At 52.1% G+C, this 25,979-nt stretch carries 23 protein-coding genes; 19 read left to right on the forward strand and 4 right to left on the reverse strand.

The annotated features are described in order from the left end of the window. Window positions 1–27 precede the first annotated feature (27 nt). Window positions 28–1,074, reverse strand: a complete 1,047-nt coding sequence (locus L4174_RS03145) for a DUF3549 family protein (protein ID WP_248144132.1) — start codon at window positions 1,072–1,074, stop codon at window positions 28–30. A gap of 133 nt (window positions 1,075–1,207) precedes the next feature. On the opposite strand from L4174_RS03145, the gene L4174_RS03150 reads away from it, so the two are divergent. The 3 genes from L4174_RS03150 to L4174_RS03160 all read left to right on the forward strand — a co-directional run bounded on the left by L4174_RS03150 (window position 1,208) and on the right by L4174_RS03160 (window position 2,878). After that, window positions 1,208–1,534, forward strand: coding sequence for a YqcC family protein (locus tag L4174_RS03150; protein ID WP_248144133.1), 327 nt, complete (start codon window positions 1,208–1,210; stop codon window positions 1,532–1,534). Continuing rightward, window positions 1,531–2,307 (forward strand): tRNA pseudouridine(65) synthase TruC, encoded by a 777-nt coding sequence (truC, locus tag L4174_RS03155; protein ID WP_248144135.1) that lies wholly within the window; start codon window positions 1,531–1,533, stop codon window positions 2,305–2,307. Before L4174_RS03150 ends, truC begins: the two co-directional genes overlap by 4 nt. A gap of 115 nt (window positions 2,308–2,422) precedes the next feature. Then, window positions 2,423–2,878 carry a flavodoxin gene (locus L4174_RS03160; RefSeq protein ID WP_248144218.1) on the forward strand — a complete coding sequence of 152 codons (456 nt, stop codon included), beginning with the start codon at window positions 2,423–2,425 and terminating at the stop codon, window positions 2,876–2,878. Between the two features lie 41 nt (window positions 2,879–2,919). Here the strand turns inward: L4174_RS03160 and L4174_RS03165 are convergent, their stop codons facing one another. The 3 genes from L4174_RS03165 to map all read right to left on the reverse strand — a co-directional run bounded on the left by L4174_RS03165 (window position 2,920) and on the right by map (window position 7,028). After that, complete coding sequence (locus tag L4174_RS03165) at window positions 2,920–3,300, reverse strand: DUF3461 family protein (RefSeq protein WP_248144136.1); 381 nt, start codon at window positions 3,298–3,300, stop codon at window positions 2,920–2,922. Window positions 3,301–3,492: 192 nt separating this feature from the next. Continuing rightward, complete coding sequence (gene glnD, locus L4174_RS03170; protein ID WP_256549372.1) at window positions 3,493–6,117, reverse strand: bifunctional uridylyltransferase/uridylyl-removing protein GlnD; 2,625 nt, start codon at window positions 6,115–6,117, stop codon at window positions 3,493–3,495. A 113-nt stretch (window positions 6,118–6,230) separates the two neighbouring features. Further along, window positions 6,231–7,028 carry a type I methionyl aminopeptidase gene (gene map / locus L4174_RS03175; RefSeq protein WP_248144137.1) on the reverse strand — a complete coding sequence of 266 codons (798 nt, stop codon included), beginning with the start codon at window positions 7,026–7,028 and terminating at the stop codon, window positions 6,231–6,233. Between the two features lie 327 nt (window positions 7,029–7,355). Between map and rpsB the strand changes: the two genes are divergently transcribed. The 16 genes from rpsB (at window position 7,356) to dnaE (ending at window position 25,931) form a co-directional block, all read left to right on the forward strand. After that, window positions 7,356–8,084, forward strand: coding sequence for a 30S ribosomal protein S2 (gene rpsB, locus L4174_RS03180; RefSeq protein WP_248144138.1), 729 nt, complete (start codon window positions 7,356–7,358; stop codon window positions 8,082–8,084). A 114-nt stretch (window positions 8,085–8,198) separates the two neighbouring features. Next, window positions 8,199–9,044 (forward strand): translation elongation factor Ts, encoded by an 846-nt coding sequence (gene tsf / locus L4174_RS03185; RefSeq protein WP_248144139.1) that lies wholly within the window; start codon window positions 8,199–8,201, stop codon window positions 9,042–9,044. A 92-nt stretch (window positions 9,045–9,136) separates the two neighbouring features. After that, window positions 9,137–9,868 carry a UMP kinase gene (gene pyrH / locus L4174_RS03190; RefSeq protein WP_036755939.1) on the forward strand — a complete coding sequence of 244 codons (732 nt, stop codon included), beginning with the start codon at window positions 9,137–9,139 and terminating at the stop codon, window positions 9,866–9,868. 68 nt (window positions 9,869–9,936) lie between these two features. After that, window positions 9,937–10,494 carry a ribosome recycling factor gene (gene frr / locus L4174_RS03195; protein WP_248144140.1) on the forward strand — a complete coding sequence of 186 codons (558 nt, stop codon included), beginning with the start codon at window positions 9,937–9,939 and terminating at the stop codon, window positions 10,492–10,494. Between the two features lie 87 nt (window positions 10,495–10,581). Beyond that, on the forward strand, window positions 10,582–11,349 hold the full coding sequence (locus tag L4174_RS03200; RefSeq protein WP_248144141.1) for an isoprenyl transferase: 768 nt from the start codon (window positions 10,582–10,584) through the stop codon (window positions 11,347–11,349). 129 nt (window positions 11,350–11,478) lie between these two features. After that, window positions 11,479–12,327 (forward strand): phosphatidate cytidylyltransferase, encoded by an 849-nt coding sequence (locus tag L4174_RS03205; RefSeq protein WP_248144142.1) that lies wholly within the window; start codon window positions 11,479–11,481, stop codon window positions 12,325–12,327. 124 nt (window positions 12,328–12,451) lie between these two features. Continuing rightward, window positions 12,452–13,648 carry a 1-deoxy-D-xylulose-5-phosphate reductoisomerase gene (ispC, locus tag L4174_RS03210; RefSeq protein ID WP_248144144.1) on the forward strand — a complete coding sequence of 399 codons (1,197 nt, stop codon included), beginning with the start codon at window positions 12,452–12,454 and terminating at the stop codon, window positions 13,646–13,648. After that, window positions 13,645–15,000 carry a sigma E protease regulator RseP gene (rseP, locus tag L4174_RS03215; protein WP_248144145.1) on the forward strand — a complete coding sequence of 452 codons (1,356 nt, stop codon included), beginning with the start codon at window positions 13,645–13,647 and terminating at the stop codon, window positions 14,998–15,000. The genes ispC and rseP overlap by 4 nt, the downstream gene beginning before the upstream one ends. Window positions 15,001–15,036: 36 nt before the next feature. Further along, window positions 15,037–17,454, forward strand: a complete 2,418-nt coding sequence (gene bamA, locus L4174_RS03220) for an outer membrane protein assembly factor BamA (protein WP_248144146.1) — start codon at window positions 15,037–15,039, stop codon at window positions 17,452–17,454. Between the two features lie 19 nt (window positions 17,455–17,473). Continuing rightward, on the forward strand, window positions 17,474–17,983 hold the full coding sequence (locus L4174_RS03225; RefSeq protein ID WP_248144148.1) for an OmpH family outer membrane protein: 510 nt from the start codon (window positions 17,474–17,476) through the stop codon (window positions 17,981–17,983). Window positions 17,984–18,198: 215 nt separating this feature from the next. After that, window positions 18,199–19,227 carry a UDP-3-O-(3-hydroxymyristoyl)glucosamine N-acyltransferase gene (gene lpxD / locus L4174_RS03230; protein ID WP_248144149.1) on the forward strand — a complete coding sequence of 343 codons (1,029 nt, stop codon included), beginning with the start codon at window positions 18,199–18,201 and terminating at the stop codon, window positions 19,225–19,227. 106 nt (window positions 19,228–19,333) lie between these two features. Beyond that, window positions 19,334–19,789 (forward strand): 3-hydroxyacyl-ACP dehydratase FabZ, encoded by a 456-nt coding sequence (gene fabZ, locus L4174_RS03235; RefSeq protein WP_248144151.1) that lies wholly within the window; start codon window positions 19,334–19,336, stop codon window positions 19,787–19,789. Further along, window positions 19,786–20,574: an acyl-ACP--UDP-N-acetylglucosamine O-acyltransferase gene (lpxA, locus tag L4174_RS03240; RefSeq protein WP_248144152.1), complete on the forward strand. Its 789-nt coding sequence runs from the start codon at window positions 19,786–19,788 to the stop codon at window positions 20,572–20,574. Before fabZ ends, lpxA begins: the two co-directional genes overlap by 4 nt. 1 nt (window position 20,575) lies before the next feature. Beyond that, the gene (lpxB, locus tag L4174_RS03245) at window positions 20,576–21,715 is read left to right on the forward strand and encodes a lipid-A-disaccharide synthase (protein WP_248144153.1); all 1,140 of its coding nucleotides are present in this window, start codon (window positions 20,576–20,578) and stop codon (window positions 21,713–21,715) included. Between the two features lie 45 nt (window positions 21,716–21,760). Next, window positions 21,761–22,366 (forward strand): ribonuclease HII, encoded by a 606-nt coding sequence (rnhB, locus tag L4174_RS03250; RefSeq protein ID WP_248144155.1) that lies wholly within the window; start codon window positions 21,761–21,763, stop codon window positions 22,364–22,366. A gap of 85 nt (window positions 22,367–22,451) precedes the next feature. Further along, window positions 22,452–25,931 (forward strand): DNA polymerase III subunit alpha, encoded by a 3,480-nt coding sequence (gene dnaE / locus L4174_RS03255; protein WP_248144156.1) that lies wholly within the window; start codon window positions 22,452–22,454, stop codon window positions 25,929–25,931. Window positions 25,932–25,979 lie beyond the last annotated feature (48 nt).

Genomic DNA, 25,979 nt, shown 5'->3' on the forward strand with positions numbered 1-25,979 from the left:
TTCTATTCCTTTTTTGTAAGTGACGGCTTACTGGCCGCGTGCGGCTTGCTGTAAGCGGGTGATCGCTTCAGTCAGTTCAGGATTAGCCTCGCTGTGCAGGACCTGCAGCATGATTCCCCGCAGAGCCGGCAGCATCACCAGATCGGCAAACAGCTGGTTAAACAACGTTTGGTCCTGCGTCTGTGCCAGACGCAGCAGGTACAGTCCGGCAGTCTCTGTATCAGCCAGTCCTTTCCAGCACCGGCCCGCAATAGCGACCATCATCTCCGGGTGGCACAGTTCAGGCTGGTTCAGCAGCTTCCTGACCGTTTCATGCAGCCTTCCGGATTCGGCACCGGACAGGGCGCGAACCAGCGCCGTCAGCAGAAAAATATCGGCTTCTTCAGACGAGAGCTCCAGCGTCATCCGCTCAATCAGCCGTTCAGTCAGTGCGGGTGGCAAATCACAGTGTTCCAGACAGCCCAGCAGCGCGTACAACGGCGTCATCGGCAGATGATGAATGGCTTTGCGTAACCAGGTTGCGTTGTTTTCCTGTTTCATTCGGGCGCAGACATCAGCCAGCCCCTGTAAACCCACACCCTGCCATTGATCCCAGGCCAGCTTGCCGCTCAGGTAGAGCTGCGCGTGCTCGTAGTACTGGCTGGCCGGCAGGGACAGTTGTTGTCGCAGATGGGCATGGAAAATCGCCATCTTGTCGTCTTTCGGTTTGAAGGTATAAGGGTTTGCCGCCAGTTTTTCCTGCTCTTCTTCTGTCGGCACCGCGTTCAGGGTCGCACCCATCGCTTCGATGACGTATTTAATGAAGTCGCCGACAGCGGCTTGTTTCAAAAGCCCGCGCTCATCAAGCGGCAGTTTTAGAAACCAGATCCACGGCGGGTTATTCTGTTGCCAGAAGGAAATCGACAGGTGGGCGTGCTGTTGCAGCGGCCATGGATACGGCTGGCGGTTATCCTCGACTGCTTTGAAAGTTTCCCGCTCGATCTCGCTGACCCGGCGGCCAAGATCATAAATCTTATACTGGCAGCCAGCGTTATCCAGCAACTGGGTCAGGGTGTGAAATTTATCCATGGACATGCAATCGAGCTCCTCGGTTTTTAACGCATATGGTGGCGCATTATAGGGAGTTGCAGCAGAAGATGGTATCCTTGCGCGCCAGTTGTCCGGCAGAGGTCAAGCCCTGTGCCCGTATTGTTTCAGGAGTACCGTTTTGGACCCTTATGAGAAAACCGCCCGTTTAATGACGGCACTGGAGCAGCAGTTGCGTGCGCATGACCTGTGGCAGGATGAATCCCCCGATGAAGTTGCGCTGACCAGCACGCTGCCATTTGCTGTGGATACCCTGAGTTGTGCTGAATGGCTGCAGTGGGTTTTTCTGCCGCGGATGCATCATCTGGTGGAAGAGCGCCTGCCGTTGCCGACTCAGTTCAGTATTTACCCTTATGCCGAAGAAGCCGCCAAGCTGACTCCGGCACTGGCCGGTGTGCTGCCGGTAATCAATGAATTGGATCACTGGCTGGGAGGTGCGATTCAATGAGTGAGCCCGCCACTGAGTCAGTCACAGAACCGCCAATTGAGCTGGAAATCCTGTATCAGGATGAATATCTGGTGGCTGTGAATAAGCCATCGGGCATGCTGGTACACCGTTCCTGGCTGGACCGTCATGAAACTCGTTTTGTGATGCAGACCCTGCGTGATCAGCTGGGGGGGCAGCATGTATTCCCGCTGCACCGGCTCGACAGGCCGACATCCGGCGTGTTGCTGTTCGCGCTCTCGAGTGAAATGGCGGCGCAGATGATGCCGAAATTTGCCGGGCGTGAAGTGAAGAAAACTTATCATGCGGTGGTGCGGGGCTGGGTGAAAGAAGCGGCGGTGCTGGATTATCCGCTCAAAGAAGAGCTGGATAAGCTGGATGATAAACGAGCCCGTCAGGATAAAGCACCGCAGGAAGCAGTCACAGCTTATCGCCCGATCGCCAGAGTCGAAATGCCGATCCCTGTCGGCCGTTATGCGAGCAGCCGTTACACCCTGGTGGAAATGAAACCGGAGACCGGGCGTAAACACCAGTTGCGCCGTCATATGCACCACCTCAGTCACCATATTATCGGTGACGTGAATCACGGTGACGGACGACATAACCGCATGTTCCGGGAGCAATTCGACTGCCATCGCCTGATGCTGCATGCGTCATCACTGGAATTATTCCACCCGGTGACCGGTCATTCTCTGAAGATATGTGCGACAGTTGATGAAGCCTGGCAACGGGTGATGCAGGCGTTTGACTGGCCGGTGTCCCATCTGGATGCTTAAAGCATTTTTGACAACGGGATCGCGCAATTGCAACTGAGACTTGCATCTGGCCGGAAGCCGCGCCAGAGTAAACGCAGGTCATTGATTTTCAGACAGGGAGTGAGGCGTGACTTTGATGGCAAATATTGGTGTTTTTGTGGGTTCGGTGTTTGGTGGGGCTGAAGAAGTCGCTGAAGAAGTTGTCAGTGAGCTGAAAGCCAATGGTCACCAGGCCGAAATGTTTATTGAACCGAGTCTGGAAGATTTTCTGGCTTATCGTGATCAGGTGGCACTGGTGATTACCTCGACCACAGGGCAGGGCGAACTTCCGGAAAATCTGTTGCCGCTGTTTACCGCGCTGAATGATCAGTTTCCGCTGATGCCTGCTCTGAATTACGGTGTGATCGCCATGGGGGATTCCAGTTATGGTGAAGACCGATACTGTGGCGGTGGCCGTCAGTTTGATGCGCTGCTGCAGGAACTGCAGGCCAAATCTGTGACAGAACGGCTGGATATTGATGCCTGTGTGAATTTTGATGCGACCGAAGCTGCGCTTCCCTGGCTGAAAAACTTCATGAATAAAGTCAAATAATAACACGATGCCGCTGTTTTACGGCGGCATCAGTTGCTTGTTTATTTCAGTTTTTCCAGATCGGCTTCGATCTCGGCAATCTTATGCGTGACCACCTGCTCAAGGTGACGTAAGTCCGCCAGAATCTTTTTCTTGATATCTACATCGTTGTGGCGTTTGTTGGTGATTCGGTCCAGCTCATCGGTCACAAATGTCAGTTTGCGGTTGATTTCCGAAAACTCTTTTGCTTCCCGGTTGCCGCTGTTGACGACGACAGAGCGGGTTTGACGGGGAAATTTGAACTTCATGCTTTTGGCAAAAAGCTCTCCCTTCTCTTTTGCAAAATAGATCTTCAGAATGTCGTTTGCGGCTTCCTGACGCAGGCTGTAGCTCTCAATGCGTTCAGGGTGTTCAATGCCCAGGCTGGTAAGGTTCGGATACATGGCGGCCTCGTGTGATTCAGTCAAGCTTCGCATCCAATACAACAATATGCGGCAGGTGGCGTAATCAGCAGTATTGATTGATGCAGGATGGGATTACTCTAGCAATTAATCCGGGGTAAATCTTGAACCCAGCGCAGAATCTGCGTGAAGGATTCAGGGCTATACCCGCCAGCCTGAGCTGACGGGCGGGGCTCAGGCAGCGTCGTCGATGCGTTCAATTAGTGCCGCTTTCAGTGCCTGTTCCTGTTCGGCGGACAGTTGCTGACCGGCTTCATTTACCAGAATGAAAAAGTCTTCCGCCCGTTCACCGATCGTGGTGATTTTCGCGGCCTGCAGACTGACGTTCTGATCGGCAAAGACAGAACCAATCCGTGCCAGCAGGCCGGGCATATCCAGCGCGACCAGCTCCATCATGGTTTTCTTGCCGGTTTTTGTCGGCAGGAAGTCGACCTGAGTTTTCACGTGAAAATGGCGCAGTTTCCGGGGAGGCCGTTTGTGGCGGCGCGTTGTGCTCATGGTTTCCAGCGCGTGGATCAGGGCTTCTCGCACCATGGCATGACGATTCTCCGTCAGCGGATCACCGTTCGGATCCAGCACCATAAAGGTATCCAGCGTATAGCCGTCTCTGCTGGTCATGATCTGGGCGTCATGAACACTGAGGTTCTTTTTATCCAGTTCAGCAACCACGATGGCAAAAAGCTTTGCCTTATCCGGGCTGTAAACGAAGACCTCTGTACCACCGCGGGTCGGTTTTTTACTGATCAAGATCAGCGGCGCATTCGGGTCGTCGTGCCTGAGCAGGGCTTCGGCATGCCAGGCGATCTGCTGGTGAGTATGGCGCAGGAAATAGTCGGCTTTAAAGCGTTGCCAGAGTACGTCGACTTCACGCTGTGCGAACCCCTGGCTGCGGAGCAGGGCCGAAGCCATCTGCTGATTGTGACGGATCCGTTCCCGGACATCCGGCGGATTTTCCAGACCCCGTCGTAACGCTTTCTGGGTGGAATAGTAGAGTTCTGCCAGCAGGGTCCGTTTCCAGCTGTTCCAGAGTTCCTGGTTGGTCGCGCAGATGTCGGCCACGGTCAGACAGATCAGGTAATCGAGTCGTTCTTCGTCGCGGACGACTTTGGCAAACTCGGTAATCACATCCGGATCATAGATGTCGCGGCGCTGGGCTGTGACAGACATCAGCAGGTGATTTTTCACCAGCCAGGTCACCAGATTGGCTTCAGGTCGCGACAGGCCATGGTTGATACAGAAATTATAGGCATCGTCGGCACCCAGTTCGGAGTGATCGCCGCCGCGCCCTTTGGCAATATCGTGGAAAATCGCAGCCAGAATCAGCAGTTCTTTTTTGATGATCCGCGGATAGACTTCACAGCAGATCGGATGCAGTTCGCGGTTGGCCGGATCGCTGAACTTGTTCATGTGTTTCAGCAGGCGCACGCTGTGTTCATCCACGGTGTAGACGTGGAAGAGGTCGAACTGCATCTGACCGACGATCTGACTCCACTGAGGCAGATAAGCGGCCAGTACCCCATGACGATGCATCAGGCGAAAAGCCTTGTTAAGCGCATTGGGCTGGCGGACCAGCTCCATGAATTTCTCGCGCGCGGCCGGGATATCGACCAGAAAACGGTTGAGCCGGCGGCGGGCAGTTCGCAGCTGACGCAGGGTGGGTGCGGAAATTCCATCAATCTCTGAGTTACGTGCCACATGCAGGAACATATCGAGAATCGTTTCCGGCCGGGCCTGAAACAGGGCGGGTTTGCGTGCTTCAATTAACGGACCGACCAAACGGAAATCTTCATCCAGATCGACTGTGGTTTGTGCATTGCCATTTTTCAGAATGGCCTGGTCAAACAGCTGCAGCAGCATTTTGTTGAGTTCTGCCACCCGGCGCAGCGTACGGTAGAACTCTTTCATCATCATTTCGACTGGCTTGTTGCCGTCACCGGTATAGCCCAGTTTCTGAGCGACTGAAGCCTGATGTTCGAAGGTGAGCCGGTTGTCGTAACGTTTCAGCTCACTGTGCAGGGCAAACCGGATCCGCCAGAGGGATGCCTGGCATTCATAGAGCTCGCGGTATTCGGCGTCGGTCAGAAAGCCGAACCGGCTCATTTCCAGCAGATTGGTGGCACCGAAATGACGGCGAGCAACCCAGCTCAGCGTATGAATATCGCGCAGGCCGCCGGGGCTGGATTTGATGTCCGGTTCGAGATTATAGGTGGTGTCGTGGTAGCGGGCGTGCCGAACCCGCTGCTCTTCTACTTTGGCACGGTAGAACGCTTCACTGGGCCAGAATTTACCTGAGTTGACCTGCTCCTGCAGCTGCAGAAAGCTGTCTTCACTGCCGCAAAGCTGGCGGGCTTCCTGCAGGTTAGTCGCGACGGTCAGATCTTCCAGACCAATATTGATGCACTCTTCAATGGTGCGGACGCTGTGACCGACTTCCAGTTTGAGATCCCATAAAAGCGTCAGGAATTCACTGATTTGCTTCCCGGTATGAGCATCCAGCGGCGTACTGCTCAGCAGGAGAATATCGACATCGGATAACGGATGCAGTTCTCCCCGGCCGTAACCGCCCACCGCAACCAGAGACAGATCATCGCGTTGGTCCAGCTCGAAAACAGGCCAGAGATGGCGGAGTAAACCATCAATGCATGTTGCCCGGGCTTCAACCAGTTCGGTCACCGGCACGTGCTGAGCAAACAGGAGTTGCTGCTGTGCGTTGAATTGTTCCAGTTCCTGCTTCAGCGCAGCACGTAACGGATGAATGTGGTCACCGTTCATCGTGGTATCAGATTGAGTCTGTGTCATTGCAGTCCATGCCCAGTTGTACTTTCCTTTACTCTAGCCTGAAACGGGGGAACAAAAAAGCCAGCAGAATGCTGGCTTAGATGTCTTTATCAGTAGCGGACTACTGCAGATTGTTAGGCGTTTTTCATCACGCGTGGCAGTGATTCTTCTTTCCGCAGAGTCAGGATTTCACAACCGGTCTCGGTGACCAGCAGGGTGTGCTCCCACTGTGCTGATTTCTTGCCGTCCACAGTATAAACTGTCCAGCCATCATCGTCATCGAGGATGCAACCGAATTTACCCGCGTTGATCATCGGCTCAATGGTAAAACACATCCCGGCTTTCAGCACGGTGCGGTCTGCATTTTTATAGTGAACGACTTGCGGTTCTTCGTGGAACTCATCCCCGATGCCGTGACCACAGTAGTCGCGGACAATCGTGAAACGGCTGTTACCGTTTTTCACGAATTTCTGAATCGTTGTGCCAATCTCACCCAGCTTCGTCCCAGGTTTCACTTTCTTGATGGCCTGGTACAGGCTTTCCTGAGCCACACGGCACAGGCGTTTATCTTCCAGTGAGACTTCGCCGACTTCAAACATTTTCGACGTATCGCCGTGGTAACCATCTTTGATCACCGTGATATCGATGTTGATGATATCACCGTCTTTCAGTACATCCTGCTCACTCGGAATGCCGTGGCAAACCACGTGATTGATGGAGGTACAGATGGATTTCGGGAAACCGTGGTAGTTCAACGGAGCCGGGATAGCATCCTGGGTTTCCGTGATGTATTGATGGCAAATCCGGTCCAGCTCTTCAGTGGATACGCCAGGTTTGACATACGGCTCAATCATTTCCAGCACTTCTGCGGCCAGCTGGCCAGCGACGCGCATCTTTTCGATTTCTTCTGCCGTCTTGATCTTAATGCTCATGCGAACTTCTCTACCCTATCAGTCTCTATACTTAATATGGTATCAGCGCATGCACCAGATGGAAACTGGCTTTGCCGATGCGGGGGAGATTAGGCTGGATTTTGACGGCAAAAATATGGTATAAAGCGCGCCGTAATTTGCCAGATTGTGCGTTGATGAAAATTAACCCGGCGGGTCAGATTACAAAAAACGTTATTTTATTAATCACTCACACATATCGACACGTGCTCCGGGGTGCCCAAGGCTTAATGTTAAGTCGGCTGTTATGCAGTCAAGGGTCGGTAGCATGGGATATGTGGACGCCTAACCCCAATTGAGGAATATTCAATGGCAACTGTATCAATGCGCGACATGCTGAAGGCTGGTGTTCACTTTGGTCACCAAACCCGTTACTGGAACCCTAAGATGAAGCCGTTCATCTTCGGTGCTCGTAACCGTGTGCACATCATCAACCTTGAGAAAACTGTACCAATGTTCAACGAAGCGCTGGCTGAGATCAACAAGATCGCTGCTCGCAAGGGTAAAATCCTGTTCGTTGGTACTAAGCGTGCAGCCAGCGAATCTATCAAAGAAGCTGCTATCAGCTGTGACCAGTACTATGTGAACAACCGCTGGTTGGGCGGTATGCTGACTAACTGGAAAACTGTTCGCCAGTCAATCAAGCGTCTGAAAGACCTGGAGACTCAGTCTACTGACGGTACTTTCGACAAGCTGACTAAGAAAGAAGCGCTGATGCGTACTCGTGAAATGGAAAAACTGGAGAAATCTCTGGGCGGTATCAAGAACATGGGCGGTCTGCCAGACGCTATGTTCGTTATCGATGCTGATCACGAGCACATCGCTATCAAAGAAGCGAACAACCTGGGTATCCCAGTATTCTCTATCGTAGATACTAACTCTAACCCAGACGGCGTTGATTACGTTATCCCAGGTAACGATGACGCAATCCGTGCTATCCAGCTGTACACAGGCGCTGTAGCGACAACCGTTACTGAAGCTCGTAACCAGGACATCGTTGCCCAGGCTGAGCAAGACGGTTTCGTAGAAGCTGAGTAATCAGTCGCTCCTTTGAGCATCTTAAGTTACCTTGTGTAAACTAAGTATGGTTAACAGGGGCCGCTCTCAGGCCCCTGATTTTTACACCAAGATTTAAAAACTGAGGATATAACAATGGCAACAGTTACAGCTGCCCTGGTTAAAGAACTGCGTGAGCGTACTGGCGCAGGCATGATGGAATGTAAAAAAGCTCTGGTTGAAGCCAATGCAGACATCGAGCTGGCCATCGAGAACATGCGTAAGAGCGGTGCTGCTAAAGCGGCTAAGAAAGCAGGTAACATCGCTGCTGAAGGTTCTATCATCATCAAGAACAATGACAGCGTAGCTGCTCTGGTCGAAGTAAACTGCCAGACTGACTTCGTTGCTAAAGACGGTAACTTCCTGGCTTTCGCAAACGAAGTTGCTGATGCTGCACTGGCAAGCAAAGCTGACGTTGAAGCTCTGCAAGCACAGTTCGAAGAGAAGCGTGTTGCACTGGTTGCGAAAATCGGTGAGAACATCTCTATCCGTCGCGTTGCTTACATCGAAGGCGAGAAAGTTGCTTCTTACCGTCACGGCGACCGCATCGGTGTTGTTGTTGCAGGTAACGGCGAAGACGAAACCCTGAAGCACATTGCAATGCACGTTGCTGCTTCACGTCCAGAGTACGTGAATCCAGAAGACGTACCAGCTGAAGTTGTTGCGAAAGAGCGTGAAGTTCAGGTTGAAATCGCAATGAACGAAGGCAAGCCTCAAGAAATCGCTGAGAAGATGGTTGAAGGCCGCATGAAGAAGTTCACTGGCGAAGTGTCTCTGACTGGCCAGCCTTTCATCATGGAACCTAAGAAATCTGTTGGTGATGTTCTGAAAGAAAGCGGTGCTTCTGTTTCTAACTTCATCCGCCTGGAAGTTGGTGAAGGTATCGAGAAAGCCGAAGGCCTGAGCTTTGCAGAAGAAGTAGCTCTGGCGCAGAAAGGTTAATCCTTCGCGAATTGCTCATTCGAAGACCGTGGCCAAGGCTACGGTCTTTTTACAACTCCATATCTCTATAGTAAGCCTGGAAGGTACAATAAATGACCACAAATCCTAAACCGACTTATCAACGGATCCTGCTGAAACTGAGCGGTGAAGCGCTGCAGGGCGACGAAGGTTTTGGTATTGATGCACATGTTCTGGACCGCATGGCTCAGGAAATCAAAGAACTGGTAGAGCTGGGCGTACAAGTGGGTCTGGTTATCGGTGGTGGTAATCTGTTCCGTGGTGCAGGTCTGGCTGCTGCGGGTATGAACCGAGTTGTGGGCGATCACATGGGTATGCTGGCAACCGTGATGAATGGCCTGGCCATGCGTGACGCACTGCACCGTGCCTATGTGAACGCGAAAGTAATGTCAGCCATTCCGCTGAATGGTGTGTGTGACAGTTATAATTGGGCGGAAGCCATCAGTCAGCTTCGTCAGGGCCGTGTGGTTATTTTCTCTGCCGGTACAGGGAATCCTTTCTTTACAACAGACTCTGCTGCGTGTCTGCGTGGTATTGAAATTGAAGCCGATGTTGTGCTGAAAGCCACAAAAGTAGACGGTGTTTACAGCGAAGATCCAGTTAAAAACCCAGAAGCTGTTCTATATGATAAGCTAGGTTATCAGGACGTTCTGGAAAAAGAACTGAAAGTCATGGATCTCGCAGCATTCACGCTGGCACGTGATCACGGCATGCCAATTCGTGTGTTTAACATGAATAAGCCGGGAGCACTGCGCAAAGTGGTCATGGGTGAAGCTGAAGGTACCTTGATCGCCAATGGCGACTAAGGACGCAAGATATTGATAGGGTGGGGGACTGCCTCCCTCACTGAGACCGACTATTCAAGGGTACAAACGTGATTAACGAAATTAAAACTGATGCGCAAACGCGCATGGAAAAAAGTGTTGAAGCACTGAAAACTCAACTGGCAAAAGTGCGTACTGGTCGTGCACACCCAAGTTTGCTGGACGGCATTCAGGTTGAATACTACGGCTCCAATACGCCGTTGCGTCAAGTTGCAAACGTCATCGCTGAAGATGCGCGTACCCTGGCGATTACTGTTTTTGACAAAGAACTGACGCCTAAAATTGAAAAAGCCATCATGATGTCTGATTTGGGTCTGAACCCTTCATCTGCTGGCACCGTGATTCGCGTACCACTGCCGCCACTGACGGAAGAACGTCGTAAAGATCTGGTGAAGATCGTTCGTGCGGAAGCAGAACAAGGCCGTGTTGCAGTACGTAATATCCGCCGTGATGCGAATGCAGATGTGAAAGCGCTGCTGAAAGATAAAGAAATCTCTGAAGACGACGATCGTCGTGCTCAGGACGATATCCAGAAGCTGACCGATGCTGCTGTTAAGAAAATCGATGCCATTCTGGAAGCGAAAGAAAAAGAGTTGATGGAAGTATAAGGATTTCCTGACTTCGGTTCGACTTTAGCTTGATAAGCTCTGAAGCGCTGTGCGTGCAGCACGGCGCTTTTTTGTTGAGGGAAATGTATGGCAGAGCCTACAACCAACACTGAATGGTATGCTCAGAAGCTGCCCAAGCACGTAGCCATCATCATGGATGGGAACGGCCGCTGGGCAAAAGCGAAGGGCAAAGCGCGAGTGTTTGGCCATAAAGCCGGTGTGGAAGCCGTACGAAAAACTGTCTCTGTTGCGAGCCGCCTTGGGATTCAGGTAATCACACTGTTTGCATTCAGCAGTGAGAACTGGCGTCGCCCGGAAGACGAAGTGTCTCTGTTGATGGAGCTATTTCTGACTGTCTTAGGTCGGGAAGTAAAGCGCCTGCACAAAAATAACATCCGCCTGAAAATTATCGGCGATATCAGCCGTTTCAGTCAGCGCCTGCAAGATAAAATTGCGGCGGCAGAAACACTGACGGCTAACAATACCGGAATGGTTTTGAACGTGGCTGCCAATTATGGTGGACAATGGGATATCATTCAGGCAACGCAGGCACTTGCGCGTGAAGTTGCTGAACAGGGGTTAGCCCCGGAAGATATTACCGAAGCGATGCTGGCCGAACGTTTGACGACCCACGGGCTTCCTGATGTTGATCTGCTCATTCGCACCAGTGGCGAATGCCGGATCAGTAATTTCATGCTCTGGCAGACCGCCTATGCGGAACTGTATTTCACCCCACAGTTCTGGCCGGATTTTGATGAAGATACATTCTCTGATGCCATTGCCTGGTTTATGAACCGGGAACGTCGTTTTGGCTGTACGGGTGAACAAATAAAAATGCTACTAAATAGCCAGTAGCAGCACCAGAGGCAGTGGAAACTGGAATCCCGCTGCCATTCTGGTAACAAGCACGTAGCTTGTTGAATTGCGACCGAGCAAGATATTGCTGAGAAGCGACAAAGATAAATTATAACGAGAGGAACAAGCTTGCTTAAGCAACGAATTTTGACTGCATTGGTTCTGGCCCCTGTTGTGATTGCCGGGATCTTCCTGCTCCCTTTTTCGGGATTTATGTTTGCACTGGCCGGAATTACCCTGGCTGGATTCTGGGAATGGACCCAGTTTGTAAATACCCGCTCCCGCCTGTTAGCTATGGTGCCGCCTGTACTGGTTCTTCTGGCATCTTTTCTGGCGTTGCCGACGGATGCGATCGCTTTGGGCGAGTTGCACACCGCTCACCACACAATGCTGGGTCTGGGAGGCGCCTGGTGGTTGTTTGCCTGCCTGCTGGTGGTCACTTATCCGGATAAATCCGGCTTCTGGACCCGCTCGACTTTGCTTCGTTACTGTTTTGGTCTGCTGACGCTGATTCCTTTCTTTTGGGGCGTAGTGATGCTTCGTGCCGTCAATTATGCAGAGTCTCCGTTTTATGGCGCCAAGTTGGTGATGCTGGTCTGTCTGCTGGTCTGGGCCGCTGACAGCGGGGCTTATTTTGCCGGTAAACGTTTTGGACGTCATAAAATGGCGCCGAAGGTCAGCCCGAATAAAACACTGGAAGGTCTGGCGGGTGGTGTGGTCCTGGCTGTTGTTGTGGCCTGGGGCGCAGCTGCGGTGTTTGGTATTCCATTCAGCCACAGCGGAGCGCTGCTGGCGACCGTAGTGCTGACCGTCATTGCCTCGGTTTTTGGCGACCTGGTCGAAAGTATGCTCAAACGAGTGTCGGGAATTAAAGACAGCGGACAGATCTTACCGGGACATGGTGGTATCCTTGACCGAATAGATAGTCTGACTGCGGCACTGCCTGTATTTGCATTGCTCTATCTCTGGCTGATTTAATGCCTGATTCGGGGGAAGCGGGTAACCACTTCCCCCGTTTTGATTTTAAGGCCGGAGAGCGGCGTGTGAGCTGGTCGGTGGCATATCGGCTATAAGTCGTCTGTATATATTAAGTAGTGAAGATATGCGTAAATTAACCATCCTTGGCGCAACCGGTTCGATTGGTACCAGTACACTGGGAGTCGCTGCTGCGAACCCGGACCGTTTTGAAGTGGTTGCACTGGCTGCCGGAACGGACAGCCGAAAAATGTTTGAACTCTGCTGCCAGTGGAAACCGAAATATGCAGCCATGGCGTGTGAGCAGGCTGCCAGAGACCTGGCGCAGCAACTGTCAGCGCAGGGGAGCAATACCCGGGTCCTCTCCGGTGAAGCCGGGATGTGTGAAGTGGCGGCACTGGATGAAGTCGATACGGTCATGGCGGCGATTGTTGGTGCTGCCGGTCTGTTGCCGACCATGGCAGCGGTGAAAGCCGGAAAACGAATTCTGCTTGCAAATAAAGAAGCACTGGTGATGTCCGGACAGATGTTCATCGATGCCGTGACGAAATACGGGGCAGAATTATTACCCATTGATAGTGAACATAATGCTATTTTTCAGTGTCTACCTGTACAAGTGCAGCAAAACCCGGGACGATGCGATCTCGCTGAGGCCGGGATCAGCAAGATTTTACTGACAGGTTCCGGCGGCCCCTTCCGTTATACGGATGTGCGTGAGCTGGATGCGGTGACACCAGAAATGGCAATTGCCCACCCGAACTGGTCGATGGGGCCAAAGATTTCTGTGGATTCGGCCACTATGATGAATAAGGGGCTGGAGTACATTGAAGCACACTGGCTGTTTAATGCTTCAAGAGAACAGCTTGAAGTCCTGATTCATCCTCAGTCGGTGATTCATTCGATGGTACAGTACAGAGACGGCTCGGTACTGGCGCAGCTGGGACTGCCGGATATGCAGACCCCGATTGCATTTGCGATGGCTTATCCGGAAAGGGTTGAAGCCGGGGTGAAACCGCTCGACTTTACAAAGATTGGCGAGTTTACGTTTATGGCACCGGACATGTCGCGTTATCCGTGTCTGCAACTGGCGATTGACGCGTGTTACAGTGGACAGGCTGCGACAACGACACTGAACGCCGCCAATGAAGTAGCCGTGGCTGCTTTTCTTGCCGGTTCGATACGGTTTACCGATATCGCGCGTGTCAATCAGCAGGTACTGGAACGGGCTGATTTAAGTGAGCCTCGTAGTCTGGATTGTGTCTTAGCTTTGGATGCAACAGCCCGACAGCTTGCGCAGCAAGTGATTCATAAGGTGACTAAATGATTGGTATTTTGTGGAACTTGGGAGCCTTTCTCGTTGCGTTAGGCATTCTGATTGCCGTACACGAGTACGGACACTTCTGGGTTGCACGTCGTTGCGGGGTGTATGTCGAACGCTTCTCGATCGGATTCGGTAAGCCATTGTGGCGCCGGGTCGATAAGCAGGGCACTGAATATACTCTGGCGATGATCCCGCTGGGGGGCTACGTCAAGATGCTCGACGAGCGGGTTGAAGCCGTTTCTGAAGAGCGTCGTCATCAGGCCTTTAATAATAAAGCGCTCTGGCAACGCAGTGCCATTGTGGCTGCAGGTCCGCTTGCAAACTTTGTGTTTGCCATTTTTGCCTACTGGGTGGTGTATCTGATAGGTGTGCCAGCCGTCAAACCTGTCATTGGTGACGTTGCGCCTCAGTCCATTGCTGCGCAGGCGGGGATTGAAAGCGGGATGGAACTTAAGTCTGTTTCCGGTATCAAAACTTCGGATTGGGAATCGGTCAATATGGCAATGATCAGCCATATTGGTGATGACGAGATGACCCTGACCGTCGTTCCGCCGGATGAAAATTATGAAGAAACGCTTCGCTTGGATTTGCGTGAGTGGTCTTTTGATCCGGAGAAGGAACTCATACTGACAACGCTGGGGATCACGCCTTTTTCACCACCGATTACGCTGGAAATTGGTCAGCTGGTGGATCAGGGCGCGGCACAGCAAGCCGGTTTTCAGGTCGGTGACGTGATTGTCGCGATCAATAACCAGCCCATAACAAACTGGAATCAGGTTGTCGATGCTATCCGCTCGAACCCGGAGACAGTGCTGGATATTCAGCTGCGTCGTAACGGAGAGCTGATTCATGCACCACTGACCCCCCGGACCAAAGAGCTGTCCAGCGGAGAGCTGGTTGGTTATGCTGGTTTTGCCCCGGTCGTTGAAGCATGGCCGGCTGAGCAACGTTTTCAGTTAAAGTATGGGCCACTGGATGCGATCGGTGCGGCAACGGAGAAAACCTGGCAACTGGTGACGCTTACCTTTGATATGGTGGCGAAACTCCTGACCGGTGACGTAGCACTGAAAAACTTAAGCGGTCCGATTTCCATCGCCAAAGGCGCCGGAACAACCGCCGATTATGGCATTGTGTACTTTTTAGGGTTTCTGGCCTTAATCAGTGTCAACCTGGGTATTGTGAACCTGTTGCCTCTGCCGGTACTGGATGGTGGTCATCTGCTCTTTTTTGCCATTGAAGCAGTGACGCGACGTCCGGTCTCAGAGCGAATTCAGGAGATTGGTTACCGGCTTGGCTCAGCGATTTTGGTCGTTTTGATGGCTGTGGCGCTCATAAATGACTTTACACGCCTTTAATAAGTGCGTTTTTAGCAAGGAATAATCAGAACAGTAATGGCGATGAAGAAACTGTTAGTCGCGTCCCTCTTGCTTGGAAGCAGTGTGGTACATGCGGAAGAATTTGTGGTGGACGATATCCGCTTTGAGGGGCTGCAGCGCGTGGCTCTGGGTGCGGCGTTACTGAAGACGCCGGTCAGAGTCGGCGACACGGTAGACGAGCGTGATGTCGCGGATATGATTCAGGCGCTTTTTGCATCCGGTAACTTCGAGGACATTCAGGTCTACCGGGATAACAATGCTCTGGTCGTGAAGGTTGTCGAACGTCCAACCATTGCCAGTATTACTTTCTCGGGCAATAAGGCGATCAAGGATGAACAGCTTCAGGAAAATCTGAATGCTTCGAAAATCCGGGTCGGTGAAGCGCTGGACCGGACAACCCTGAGCAAGATCGAAAAAGGTCTGGAAGATTTCTATTACAGCGTGGGTAAATACAATGCCAGCGTGAAGGCGGTTGTGACGCCTTTGCCGCGGAACCGTGCTGATCTGAAATTTGTGTTTACTGAAGGCGTTTCTGCCAAAATTCAGCAAATCAACTTTATCGGAAACCGTGTTTTTTCGGATGAAGAGCTGCGTGACAAATTTAACCTTCAGGCGGATGTGCCCTGGTGGAACTTCCTGGCAGATGAAAAATATCAGAAACAGGTTCTGGCCGGTGACCTGGAGACACTGCGCTCTCAGTACCTGAACAATGGTTATCTGAAATACAAGCTGCAATCGACCCATGTTTCCATTTCGCCAGATAAGAAAGGCGTCTATATCACACTGAATATTGACGAAGGCCAGCAATATAAAGTGAAAGGTGTGAAGTTCCGCGGAAACCTGGTCGGGGAACCCGGCGAGCTGGCCGGCCTGATCACTTTCAAAGACGGCGATATTTATAACGGCGCCCAGGTGACGGCTCTTGAAGAGTCAATTAAACGTCGTTTGGGTGAGCTGGGCTACGCCTATCCTCAGGTGAAGACGATTCCTGAATTTGATGATGAAAATCAGCAGGTGTCGCTCTTAGTCAATGTAGAACCGGGCAAACGTATTTACGTACGTAATATTGCTTTCTCCGGAAATACCTCAACCAAAGATGAAGTTCTTCGCCGTGAAATGCGTCAGATGGAAGGCAGCTGGCTGAATTCCAAGTCTGTCGAACGCGGGAAAGAGCGTCTGAGCCGGACGGGTTTCTTTGAAACCGTGGATGTTCAGACGGTGCGCGTGCCTGGTACGGATGATCAGGTTGATGTGAATTACAAGGTTAAGGAAGCCAACGCCGGTAATATCAACTTTGGTGTGGGCTATGGTACCGAGTCTGGTGTGTCTTTCCAGGCCGGGATCCAGCAGGATAACTTTCTGGGAACCGGGAATCGTTTCGGCATCAGCGCGATGATGAACGATTACCAGAAAAACGTCAGCATGGAGTACCGGGATCCGTACTTCACGCTGGATGGGATCAGTCTGGGCGGAAAGATCTATTACAACGAGTTTGAAGCCTCTGATGCCAACATCTCGGACTATACCAACCAAAGTTATGGCGCCAGCCTGACCTGGGGTTTCCCGTATGATGAATTGAATTTCTTTGAATTCGGCGTCGGCTACGATCACAACAAGATCTCAAATACTGAAGAGTATTATCAGATCGAAAAATTCAAGCGTATTCACGACTTCGATCAGGCCAATACTTCGATCGAGCTGGATGATTTTGACTGGTCTGTCTCCTGGACACGAAACAACCTTAACCGTGGTTTCTTCCCGACAGCTGGTAACCATCAGCGCGCGACTTTCCGGATGACAGTACCGGGTTCTGATGCCCAGTATTTCAAGGCGCAGTATGATGTTCGTCAATACTATCCTCTGACTGAGAAGCAGGACTTTACCTTGTTGCTTCGCGGCCGACTGGGCTATGGTAATGGTTACGGCACCACAGAAAATGGCAGCGATCAGTTGTTGCCATTCTATGAAAACTTCTACGCGGGTGGTTTCTCAACCCTGCGTGGTTTCCGTTCAAATACCGTGGGTCCGAAAGCGGTGTATGTCGGCGGCTGTGATACCGGGAGTGGAATTGGCGGAAACAACAGCTGTGCGACGGGCTCGGATGATGCCGCCGGTGGTAACGCTGTGGCGCTGGCGAGTATGGAGCTGATTGTTCCGACACCATTTGCATCGGATGAAGTCAGGAATCAGATCCGGACCAGTTTATTCATTGATGCCGGTAACGTGTGGGACACCGAATATGATCTGACCGATGAGGACGGCGCATATCTGTACGATTATTCCGATCCATTCCTGATCCGTGCCTCATATGGTGCTGCTCTGCAGTGGATGTCGCCGATGGGACCTCTGGTCTTCTCTGTCGCGAAACCAATTAAGAAATACGATGGCGATGATGAGGAATTCTTCACCTTCACCATTGGACGCACATTCTAACCCTTTAAGGAGAGAGCCTTTGAAACAGTGGATTAAAGCAGCCAGCCTCAGCCTGGCCGTCTTGTCATCTTCAATGTATGCCCAAGCTGCGGTTGCCGCAGAGAAGGTGGGCTATGTCGCCACGAATCAGGCTATGGCACAACTGGTACAGCGTTACAATGTGAAAGACAAACTGCGAAACGAATTTCAGGGTCGGGTGACTGAGTTGCGCACACTGGAAACCAACATCAAAACCAAGCTGGAAAAACTGAAGCGTGATGGTCAGTTGATGAGTGCCAGTGACAAGTCTAAGTTGCAGTCAGAGCTGCAAACGCTGGACGGACAGTTTAAGCAAAAAGCACGGGCACTGCAGGAAGATCAGGCGCGTCGCGGCGCTGAAGAACAGCAGAAGCTGGCGATGAAGCTGCGTACAGCCATTCAGGATGTGGCCAAACGTGAAGGTTATGACATGGTTGTCGACGGTCAGGCCGTCCTGTTTGCGAACCCGAAAGATGATCTGTCTGCAAAAGTATTGTCAGCGGTGAAGTAACCGTCTGAAAACCGGCGGCCATGTATCGCAACGTCAGCAGGCATGAGGGGCTTGCTGGCGTGTCAGCTGGTAGGGTCTGCCGAAATGAAAAATGACAGTATTATGTGAACATTGTTCAAATTGTAGACGTTCCTGCGCATATCCTTTGCATTGTCTCGCCGACCACAGATAATAATGCGCAGTGCGATAAAAACGATGAAATATTAAGGTAACAAATGGCTGCATTGACGCTTGCTGCATTAGCAGAGAAATTAGGTGCGGAGCTGCGTGGTGACGCAGCTGCCGAAGTCACAGCAATCGCAGGACTGGGTCAGGCCGGTCCCGGCCAGATCACTTTCCTTTCCAGCAGTAAATATCGCCAGCATCTGAACGAATGCCAGGCGACTGCGGTGATTTTAAAAGACGTTGACGCTGAATTTTTCAACGGCAACGCCCTGATTGTCAAAGATCCTTATCTGGCGTATGCCAAAGTCGCGCAAATGCTGGACAGCACACCGGCCAGCGCGACTGAAATTGCGCCATCTGCTTATATCGCACCGGATGCTGTTCTGGGAGAGGGCGTTGCGGTTGGCCACAATGCTGTCATTGAATCCGGCGTGGTGCTCGGTGATAACGTCCAGATTGGTCCCGGAAGCTTCGTTGGCAAAAATGCCCGCATTGGTCAGGGGACGAAGCTGTGGGCGAACGTCAGCATCTACCACAATGTGGTGATGGGTGACCATTGTCTGGTGCAGTCGGGCGCAGTGATTGGCTCGGATGGCTTTGGCTATGCCAACGATAAGGGACGCTGGGAAAAAATTCCTCAGTTGGGCTCTGTCCGTATTGGCGACCGGGTCGAGATCGGTGCATGTACTACGATTGATCGTGGTGCGCTGGAAGATACCATTATTGCGGACGGTGTCATTATTGATAACCAGTGCCAGATTGCCCATAACGTCTCTATTGGTGAGAATACCGCTGTTGCTGGTGCAACTGTGATGGCAGGTAGCCTGAAAGTGGGTAAACACTGCTTTATCGGCGGCGCCAGTGTGTTCAACGGCCATATGGAAATTACTGATGGTGTGACCGTGACGGGCATGGCCATGGTGATGCGACCGATTACTGAACCAGGGGTTTATTCATCGGGAATTCCGCTTCAGACGAACCGGGAATGGCGCAAGACTGCGGCACGGGTTTTGAAAATTGAAGAAATGAATAAGCGCCTGAAATCTGTTGAGAAAAAACTCGAAGAAGACGCTCAGTAACCCAATTTTTCTTTCTGCGCCGCGAGCTGGCCTGCGTTATTGAATTGCGTAGGCCGTTTTATATTTTATCCGGCGCTTGATTAACTTTTTAGACAGGAATGCAGTTTTGACTAGCGAGAACAAAACGCTGAATATCACCGAAATCCAAGAACTTCTACCACACCGTTACCCATTCCTGATGGTTGACAAAGTGGTGAACTACGAAGAAGGCAAGACCCTGACGGCGATTAAAAATGTGTCCGTCAATGAGCCGCAGTTTACCGGCCACTTCCCGAAAATGCCGGTATTTCCGGGCGTACTGATCCTGGAAGCGATGGCGCAGGCAACAGGTCTGCTGGCGTTTAAAACCTTCGGCGCACCTGCTGAAAACGAACTTTATTACTTTGCCAGCATCGACAATGCCAAATTCCGTAAGCCGGTTGGCCCTGGTGATCAGCTGGTGATCGAAGTGGAATTTCTGAAAGAACGCCGTGGCATCGCTATGTTTAATGGTGTGGCGAAAGTAGACGGCGATGTCGTTTGTTCTGCTGAGCTGAAATGCGCAAGACGAGAGTTTTCATGATTCACGAAACAGCACAGATCCATCCATCGGCGGTGATCGAAGATGGTGTGAAAATCGGTGCCAACGTTACCGTAGGCCCATTTACCTACATCGCGAAAGATGTAGAAATCGGTGACGGCAACGAAATCATGTCGCATGTTGTGATTAAAGGCCCGACGACCATCGGCAAGGATAACCGAATTTTTCCTTATGCCATTATTGGTGAAGAGTGTCAGGACAAGAAATACAACGGTGAACCGACCCGTGTAGAAATCGGCGACCGCAATGTGATTCGCGAAAGTGTGCAAATCCACCGTGGGACAGTGCAGGACAAAGGCGTGACCATTGTCGGCAATGATAACCTGCTGTGTGTGAATGCTCACGTTGCGCATGATGTTGTGATTGGTGACCACACCCACATTGGCAACAACTCAATTTTGGGTGGTCACGTGACCGTCGGCGATTATGCTGGCGTGATGGCACTGTCGGCGATTCATCCGTTTTGTACTGTGGGCGCTTACAGTTATGTCGGTGGCTGTTCTGCAGTGGTGCAGGATGTTCCGCCATACGTTCTGGCTCAGGGAAACCACGCGACGCCATTTGGTCTGAATATTGTCGGCTTGCAGCGAAATGGTTTTGAAAAGCCTGAACTGCATGCGCTTCGTCGTGCTTATAAAGAGATTTACCGTTCAGGTAAAACGCAGGCCGAAGTGAAGCCGGTGCTGGAAGAAATGGCGAAAGACTGGCCTTCTGTCGGCCTGTTCCTCGACATGCTGAATAACACCACGCGTGGAATTATTCGCTGATATGACGAAACCACTTCGTATAGGAATAGTCGCCGGAGAGATCTCCGGCGATATTTTAGGGGCCGGTTTTATCGAGGCGGTCAGAGCGCGCTATCCTGATGCTGAGTTTGTCGGCGTCGCGGGGCCGCGTATGCAGGCCTTAGGCTGTGAAGCCTTGTTTGATATGGAAGAACTGGCTGTTATGGGCATCGTCGAAGTGATCGGCCGACTGCCTCGCCTGTTTCATATTAAAGCTGAGCTGGTGAAATACTTCACCGACAATCCGCCGGATGTTTTCGTGGGGATCGATGCCCCGGACTTTAACCTGCGACTTGAAAAAGATCTCAAGCAGCAGGGCATCAAAACCGTCCACTACGTCAGTCCCTCTGTCTGGGCCTGGCGCCAAAAGCGTATCTTTAAGATTGAAGCGGCAACCCATCTGGTCCTGGCCTTCCTGCCGTTTGAAAAAGCGTTTTACGACCAATATAACGTTCCCTGTGAGTTTGTCGGCCATACCATGGCCGATGCGATTCCACTGGAAACGGACAAAGTTGCCGCCCGGCAAAAACTGGGACTGGATCCGGAGAAACGCTGGTTGTCCGTGCTGCCTGGCAGCCGGGGCGGCGAGATGAGCTTATTGGCTGAGCCTTTCATTCAGACCTGTCAGATCCTGAAAGCAAAGTATCCTGAGCTGGAATTTGTTGTGGCTCTGGTGAATCAGAAACGCAGAGAACAGTTTGAGCAGGCCTGGAAAGCCACAGCGCCTGAACTGGATTTTGTGCTGGTGGATGATACGGCCCGGGATGTGATGACAGCTTCGGATGCGGTCCTGCTGGCGTCGGGCACGGTCGCGCTGGAATGTATGCTGGTGAAGCGGCCGATGGTGGTTGGCTATAAAGTGAAGCCTCTGACGGCCTGGCTTGCCAAGCGGATGCTGAAAACCAAGTATGTTTCTTTACCGAATATCCTTGCGGATCGTGAGCTGGTGCCTGAACTGCTGCAGGAAGACTGCGTGCCGGAAAAACTGGCCGCTGCGGTCGAGCAAAGCCTGGCTGCTGAGAATGCCGCACTGATGGCTGAATTTACCCGTCTGCATCAGTTGATCCGTTGTGACGCCGATAAGCAGGCCGCCAATGCGGTGCTGACGCTGATCGGCAAATAAGTTAAACCATGGCCGGTTCTGTAGACCGGCCAGAGTGAACCAATCATGCAATACGAACCTTTTGTTTACCCTGATGCTCCATTGATTGCCGGTGTTGATGAAGTCGGCCGAGGCCCATTGGTCGGTGCCGTGGTCACCGCCGCGGTGATTCTTGATCCGGCCAATCCCATTGAAGGGCTGACGGACTCCAAAAAGCTCAGCGAGAAAAAACGCCTGGCTTTGTTTGATGAAATCAAAGAAAAAGCACTGAGCTGGTCACTGGGCCGCTGCGAGCCGTCAGAGATCGATGAGCTCAATATTCTGCAGGCGACGATGGTTGCCATGCAGCGTGCGGTCGCCGGACTGTCTGTTGAGCCTGGCTTTGTCCTGATTGACGGGAACAAGGTCCCGCAGCTGCCAATGCCAGCTCAGGCGGTGGTGAAAGGTGACTTGCGGGTGGCTGAAATCAGCGCTGCGTCGATTCTGGCCAAAGTGACCCGCGATCAGGAAATGGTCGAACTGGATGCCCGCTACCCGGCTTATGGCTTCGCTCAGCACAAAGGCTATCCGACGAAAGCGCACTTTGCTGCGCTGGAGGCGTTCGGTGCGATTGATGAGCACCGGAAAAGTTTTAAGCCAGTTCGAGAGCGAATTGCACAAAATTTGAAGTAACAGTTTCCCGGTACTTGCGTTGCCGGGAAATCATTTTAGACTCAACCTCTGTTTGTGTCTTAACGGCTGAATTGACGACATCATCATGGCAGAACCACGCTTTATACACCTGCGCATCCACAGTGACTTTTCGATGGTCGATGGCCTGAGTAAGGTCCCGCCACTGGTCAAAAAAGTAGCAGAGCTGGGTATGCCGGCAATGGCCCTGACGGATTTCACGAACCTTTGTGGTCTGGTGAAATTCTACTTTGCGGCACATGGTGCCGGAATCAAACCGATCACTGGTGCTGATTTTAAAGTGCGCAGTGATGAGAATGGCGATGATCTGACGGATCTGACCATTCTGGCGGCCGATAATGACGGCTATAAAAATCTGACTCTGCTGATCTCCAAAGCTTATCAGCGTGGTCATGTTCAGCATATGCCGGTGATTGAACGGGACTGGCTGATTGAGCACAAGCAAGGGCTGATCCTGTTGTCTGGCGGGAAGGGTGGTGATCTCGGTCAGGCGTTGCTCAAAGGCAACAAGGCGGCTGTTGAACGCTGTGTCACCTTCTACAGAACGTATTTCCCGGATTGTTATTATCTGGAGCTGGTCCGAACCGGCCGTCCGGATGAGGAAGCTTACCTGCACTTCGCGGTTGAGCTGGCCGCAGAGGCTGAGCTGCCTGTGGTGGCCACCAACGATGTGCGTTTTATCAGTCCGGAACAGTTTGATGCTCATGAAATCCGGGTGTGTATCCATGACGGCTATACGCTGGTCGATCCCCGCCGCCCGAAAAACTACAGTGCTCAGCAATATCTGCGCAGTGAGGACGAGATGTGCGCGCTCTTTGCCGACATCCCGGAAGCACTCGAAAACTCCGTTGAGATTGCCAAGCGCTGTAATGTGACGGTCCGTCTGGGCGAATACTTCCTGCCGAACTTCCCGACCGGTGATATGACGACGGAAGACTTCCTGGTCCTGAAATCCAAGGAAGGTTTGGAGCGACGTCTTGAATTTCTGTTTCCGGATGAAGAAGTCCGCAAGCAGCGCCGCCCTGAGTACGACGAGCGTCTGGACATCGAACTGGAAGTGATCAACCAGATGGGATTCCCCGGTTACTTCCTGATCGTGATGGAATTTATTCAGTGGTCAAAAGAGAACGGCGTGCCGGTGGGTCCCGGGCGGGGGTCTGGTGCCGGTTCTCTGGTGGCTTATGCACTGGATATCACGGATTTGGACCCGCTGGAATTTGACCTGCTGTTCGAACGATTCCTGAACCCGGAACGGGTTTCCATGCCCGATTTCGATATCGACTTCTGTATGGACAAGCGGGATCAGGTGATTGATCACGTAGCCGAGATGTATGGCCGGGATGCCGTGTCCCAGATCATCACGTTCGGTACCATGGCTGCGAAAGCGGTGATTCGGGACGTGGGCCGGGTCCTGGGGCATCCGTATGGCTTTGTCGACCGGATTTCCAAACTGGTACCGGCTGAGCCGGGCATGACGCTGGCGAAGGCCTTTGATGCCGAGCCGCAGCTTGGCGAAGTCTATGAATCTGACGAAGAAGTCAAAGAACTGATTGATATGTGCCGGGTGCTGGAAGGGGTAACCCGGAACGCCGGTAAGCACGCGGGTGGTGTGGTGATTTCACCCACGACGATCACCGATTTCGCTCCGCTGTACTGTGATTCGGAAGGTCACCATCCGGTGACTCAGTTTGATAAGAATGATGTGGAAACTGCGGGTCTGGTGAAGTTCGACTTCCTGGGTCTGCGGACACTGACCATCATTGACTGGGCGCTGGGGATGATTAACCCGCGTCTCGAAAAGCTGGGCAAACCGCCGGTCAATATCGCCGCGATTCCGATGGACGATGCCAAGTCCTTTGCCATGCTTCAGCGCTCAGAATCTACAGCGGTATTCCAGCTCGAATCCCGCGGGATGAAAGATCTGATCAAGCGGCTGCAGCCGGACTGTTTCGAAGACATGATCGCACTGGTGGCGCTGTTCCGTCCGGGGCCGCTGCAATCAGGCATGGTAGATAACTTCATCGACCGGAAGCACGGTCGTGAAGAGATTTCTTACCCGGATGCGACCTATCAGCACGAATCGCTGAAGGAAATTCTGGAACCGACCTACGGCATCATCCTGTATCAGGAGCAGGTCATGCAGATTGCCCAGGTTCTGGCGGGTTACAGCCTGGGTGGCGCTGACTTGTTGCGCCGGGCGATGGGTAAGAAAAAACCGGAAGAGATGGCCAAACAGCGGGCCACGTTTGAAGAAGGCTCGGTCAACAACGGCGTTGACGGCGAACTGGCAATGAAGATCTTCGACCTGGTGGAGAAATTCGCCGGTTACGGCTTCAACAAATCGCACTCAGCAGCTTATGCGTTGGTTTCGTATCAGACCCTGTGGCTGAAAGCCCACTTTCCGGCAGAGTTCATGGCGGCGGTCATGACCGCGGATATGGATAATACCGACAAAGTGGTCGGGCTGGTGGAAGAATGCCAGCGCATGAACCTCAAAATGTTGCCGCCGGATGTGAATAAGGGGCTGTACCGTTTTACGGTTGATGAAGAGGGTGCGATTGTTTATGGCATCGGCGCCATTAAGGGCGTGGGTGAAGGCCCGATTGAAAATATTATTGCGGCGCGTGAAAAAGACGGACATTTTAAAGATCTGTTTGATTTCTGTGCCAGAATAGACACCAAGAAAGTGAACAAGCGGGTCTTGGAACGGCTGATTAAGGCCGGGGCGATGGACCGTTTGGGACCGAACCGTGCTGCCATGATGGCAACGCTGGATGATGCGCTGAAAGCGGCAGGTCAGCACCATCAGGCCGAAGCTTTTGGTCAGGCCGACATGTTTGGTGTACTGACCGCTGCACCGGAAGAGGTCGAAAAAGCTTATGCCAATATTCCTGAATGGCCGGAGAAAATCTGGCTGGAAGGGGAGCGGGATACGCTGGGACTCTATCTGACCGGCCACCCGATTAACAGTTATGTTCGTGAACTGAAGCATTATGTCACCTGGCGGCTGAAAGATGCTCATCCGACGGGGCGGGATAAAGTGGTGACGGTTGCCGGGCTGGTCATTGCGGCCCGGGTGATGACAACCAAACGTGGCACACGTATTGGCGTGCTGACACTGGATGACCGATCGGGCCGGATGGAGGTGATGCTGTTCTCCGAGGCTTTGGATCGATATCTCGATTTGATTGAAAAAGACCGGATTCTGGTTGTTTCCGGACAGGTCAGCTTTGATGATTTTAATGGCGGCCTTAAAATGTCCGCACGTGAAGTCCTTGATATCTCTGAAGCTCGAGAAAAGCATCTGCGGGGTCTTGCCATCTCGCTGACTGAAAGGCAAATTGATCACACATTTTTTGAGCGTTTCAGCAAAGCGCTGGAACCGCACCGGGCAGGTACTGTCCCGGTGAATATTTATTATCAGCGTTCGAATGCGCGCGCTAAAATTACCCTGGGCACGGAGTGGCGGATTACGCCGAATGATGATCTCATCACTGATCTCAAAGTGCTATTGGGCGAGCAGCAAGTCGAATTTGAGTTTAATTAATGCGTCCGGCACCTGTAATGGCAGGTCGCTTAACATGGACAAAGGATT

Origin of the sequence: Photobacterium sp. CCB-ST2H9, assembly GCF_023151555.2 — a bacterium.
GTDB lineage: Bacteria > Pseudomonadota > Gammaproteobacteria > Enterobacterales > Vibrionaceae > Photobacterium.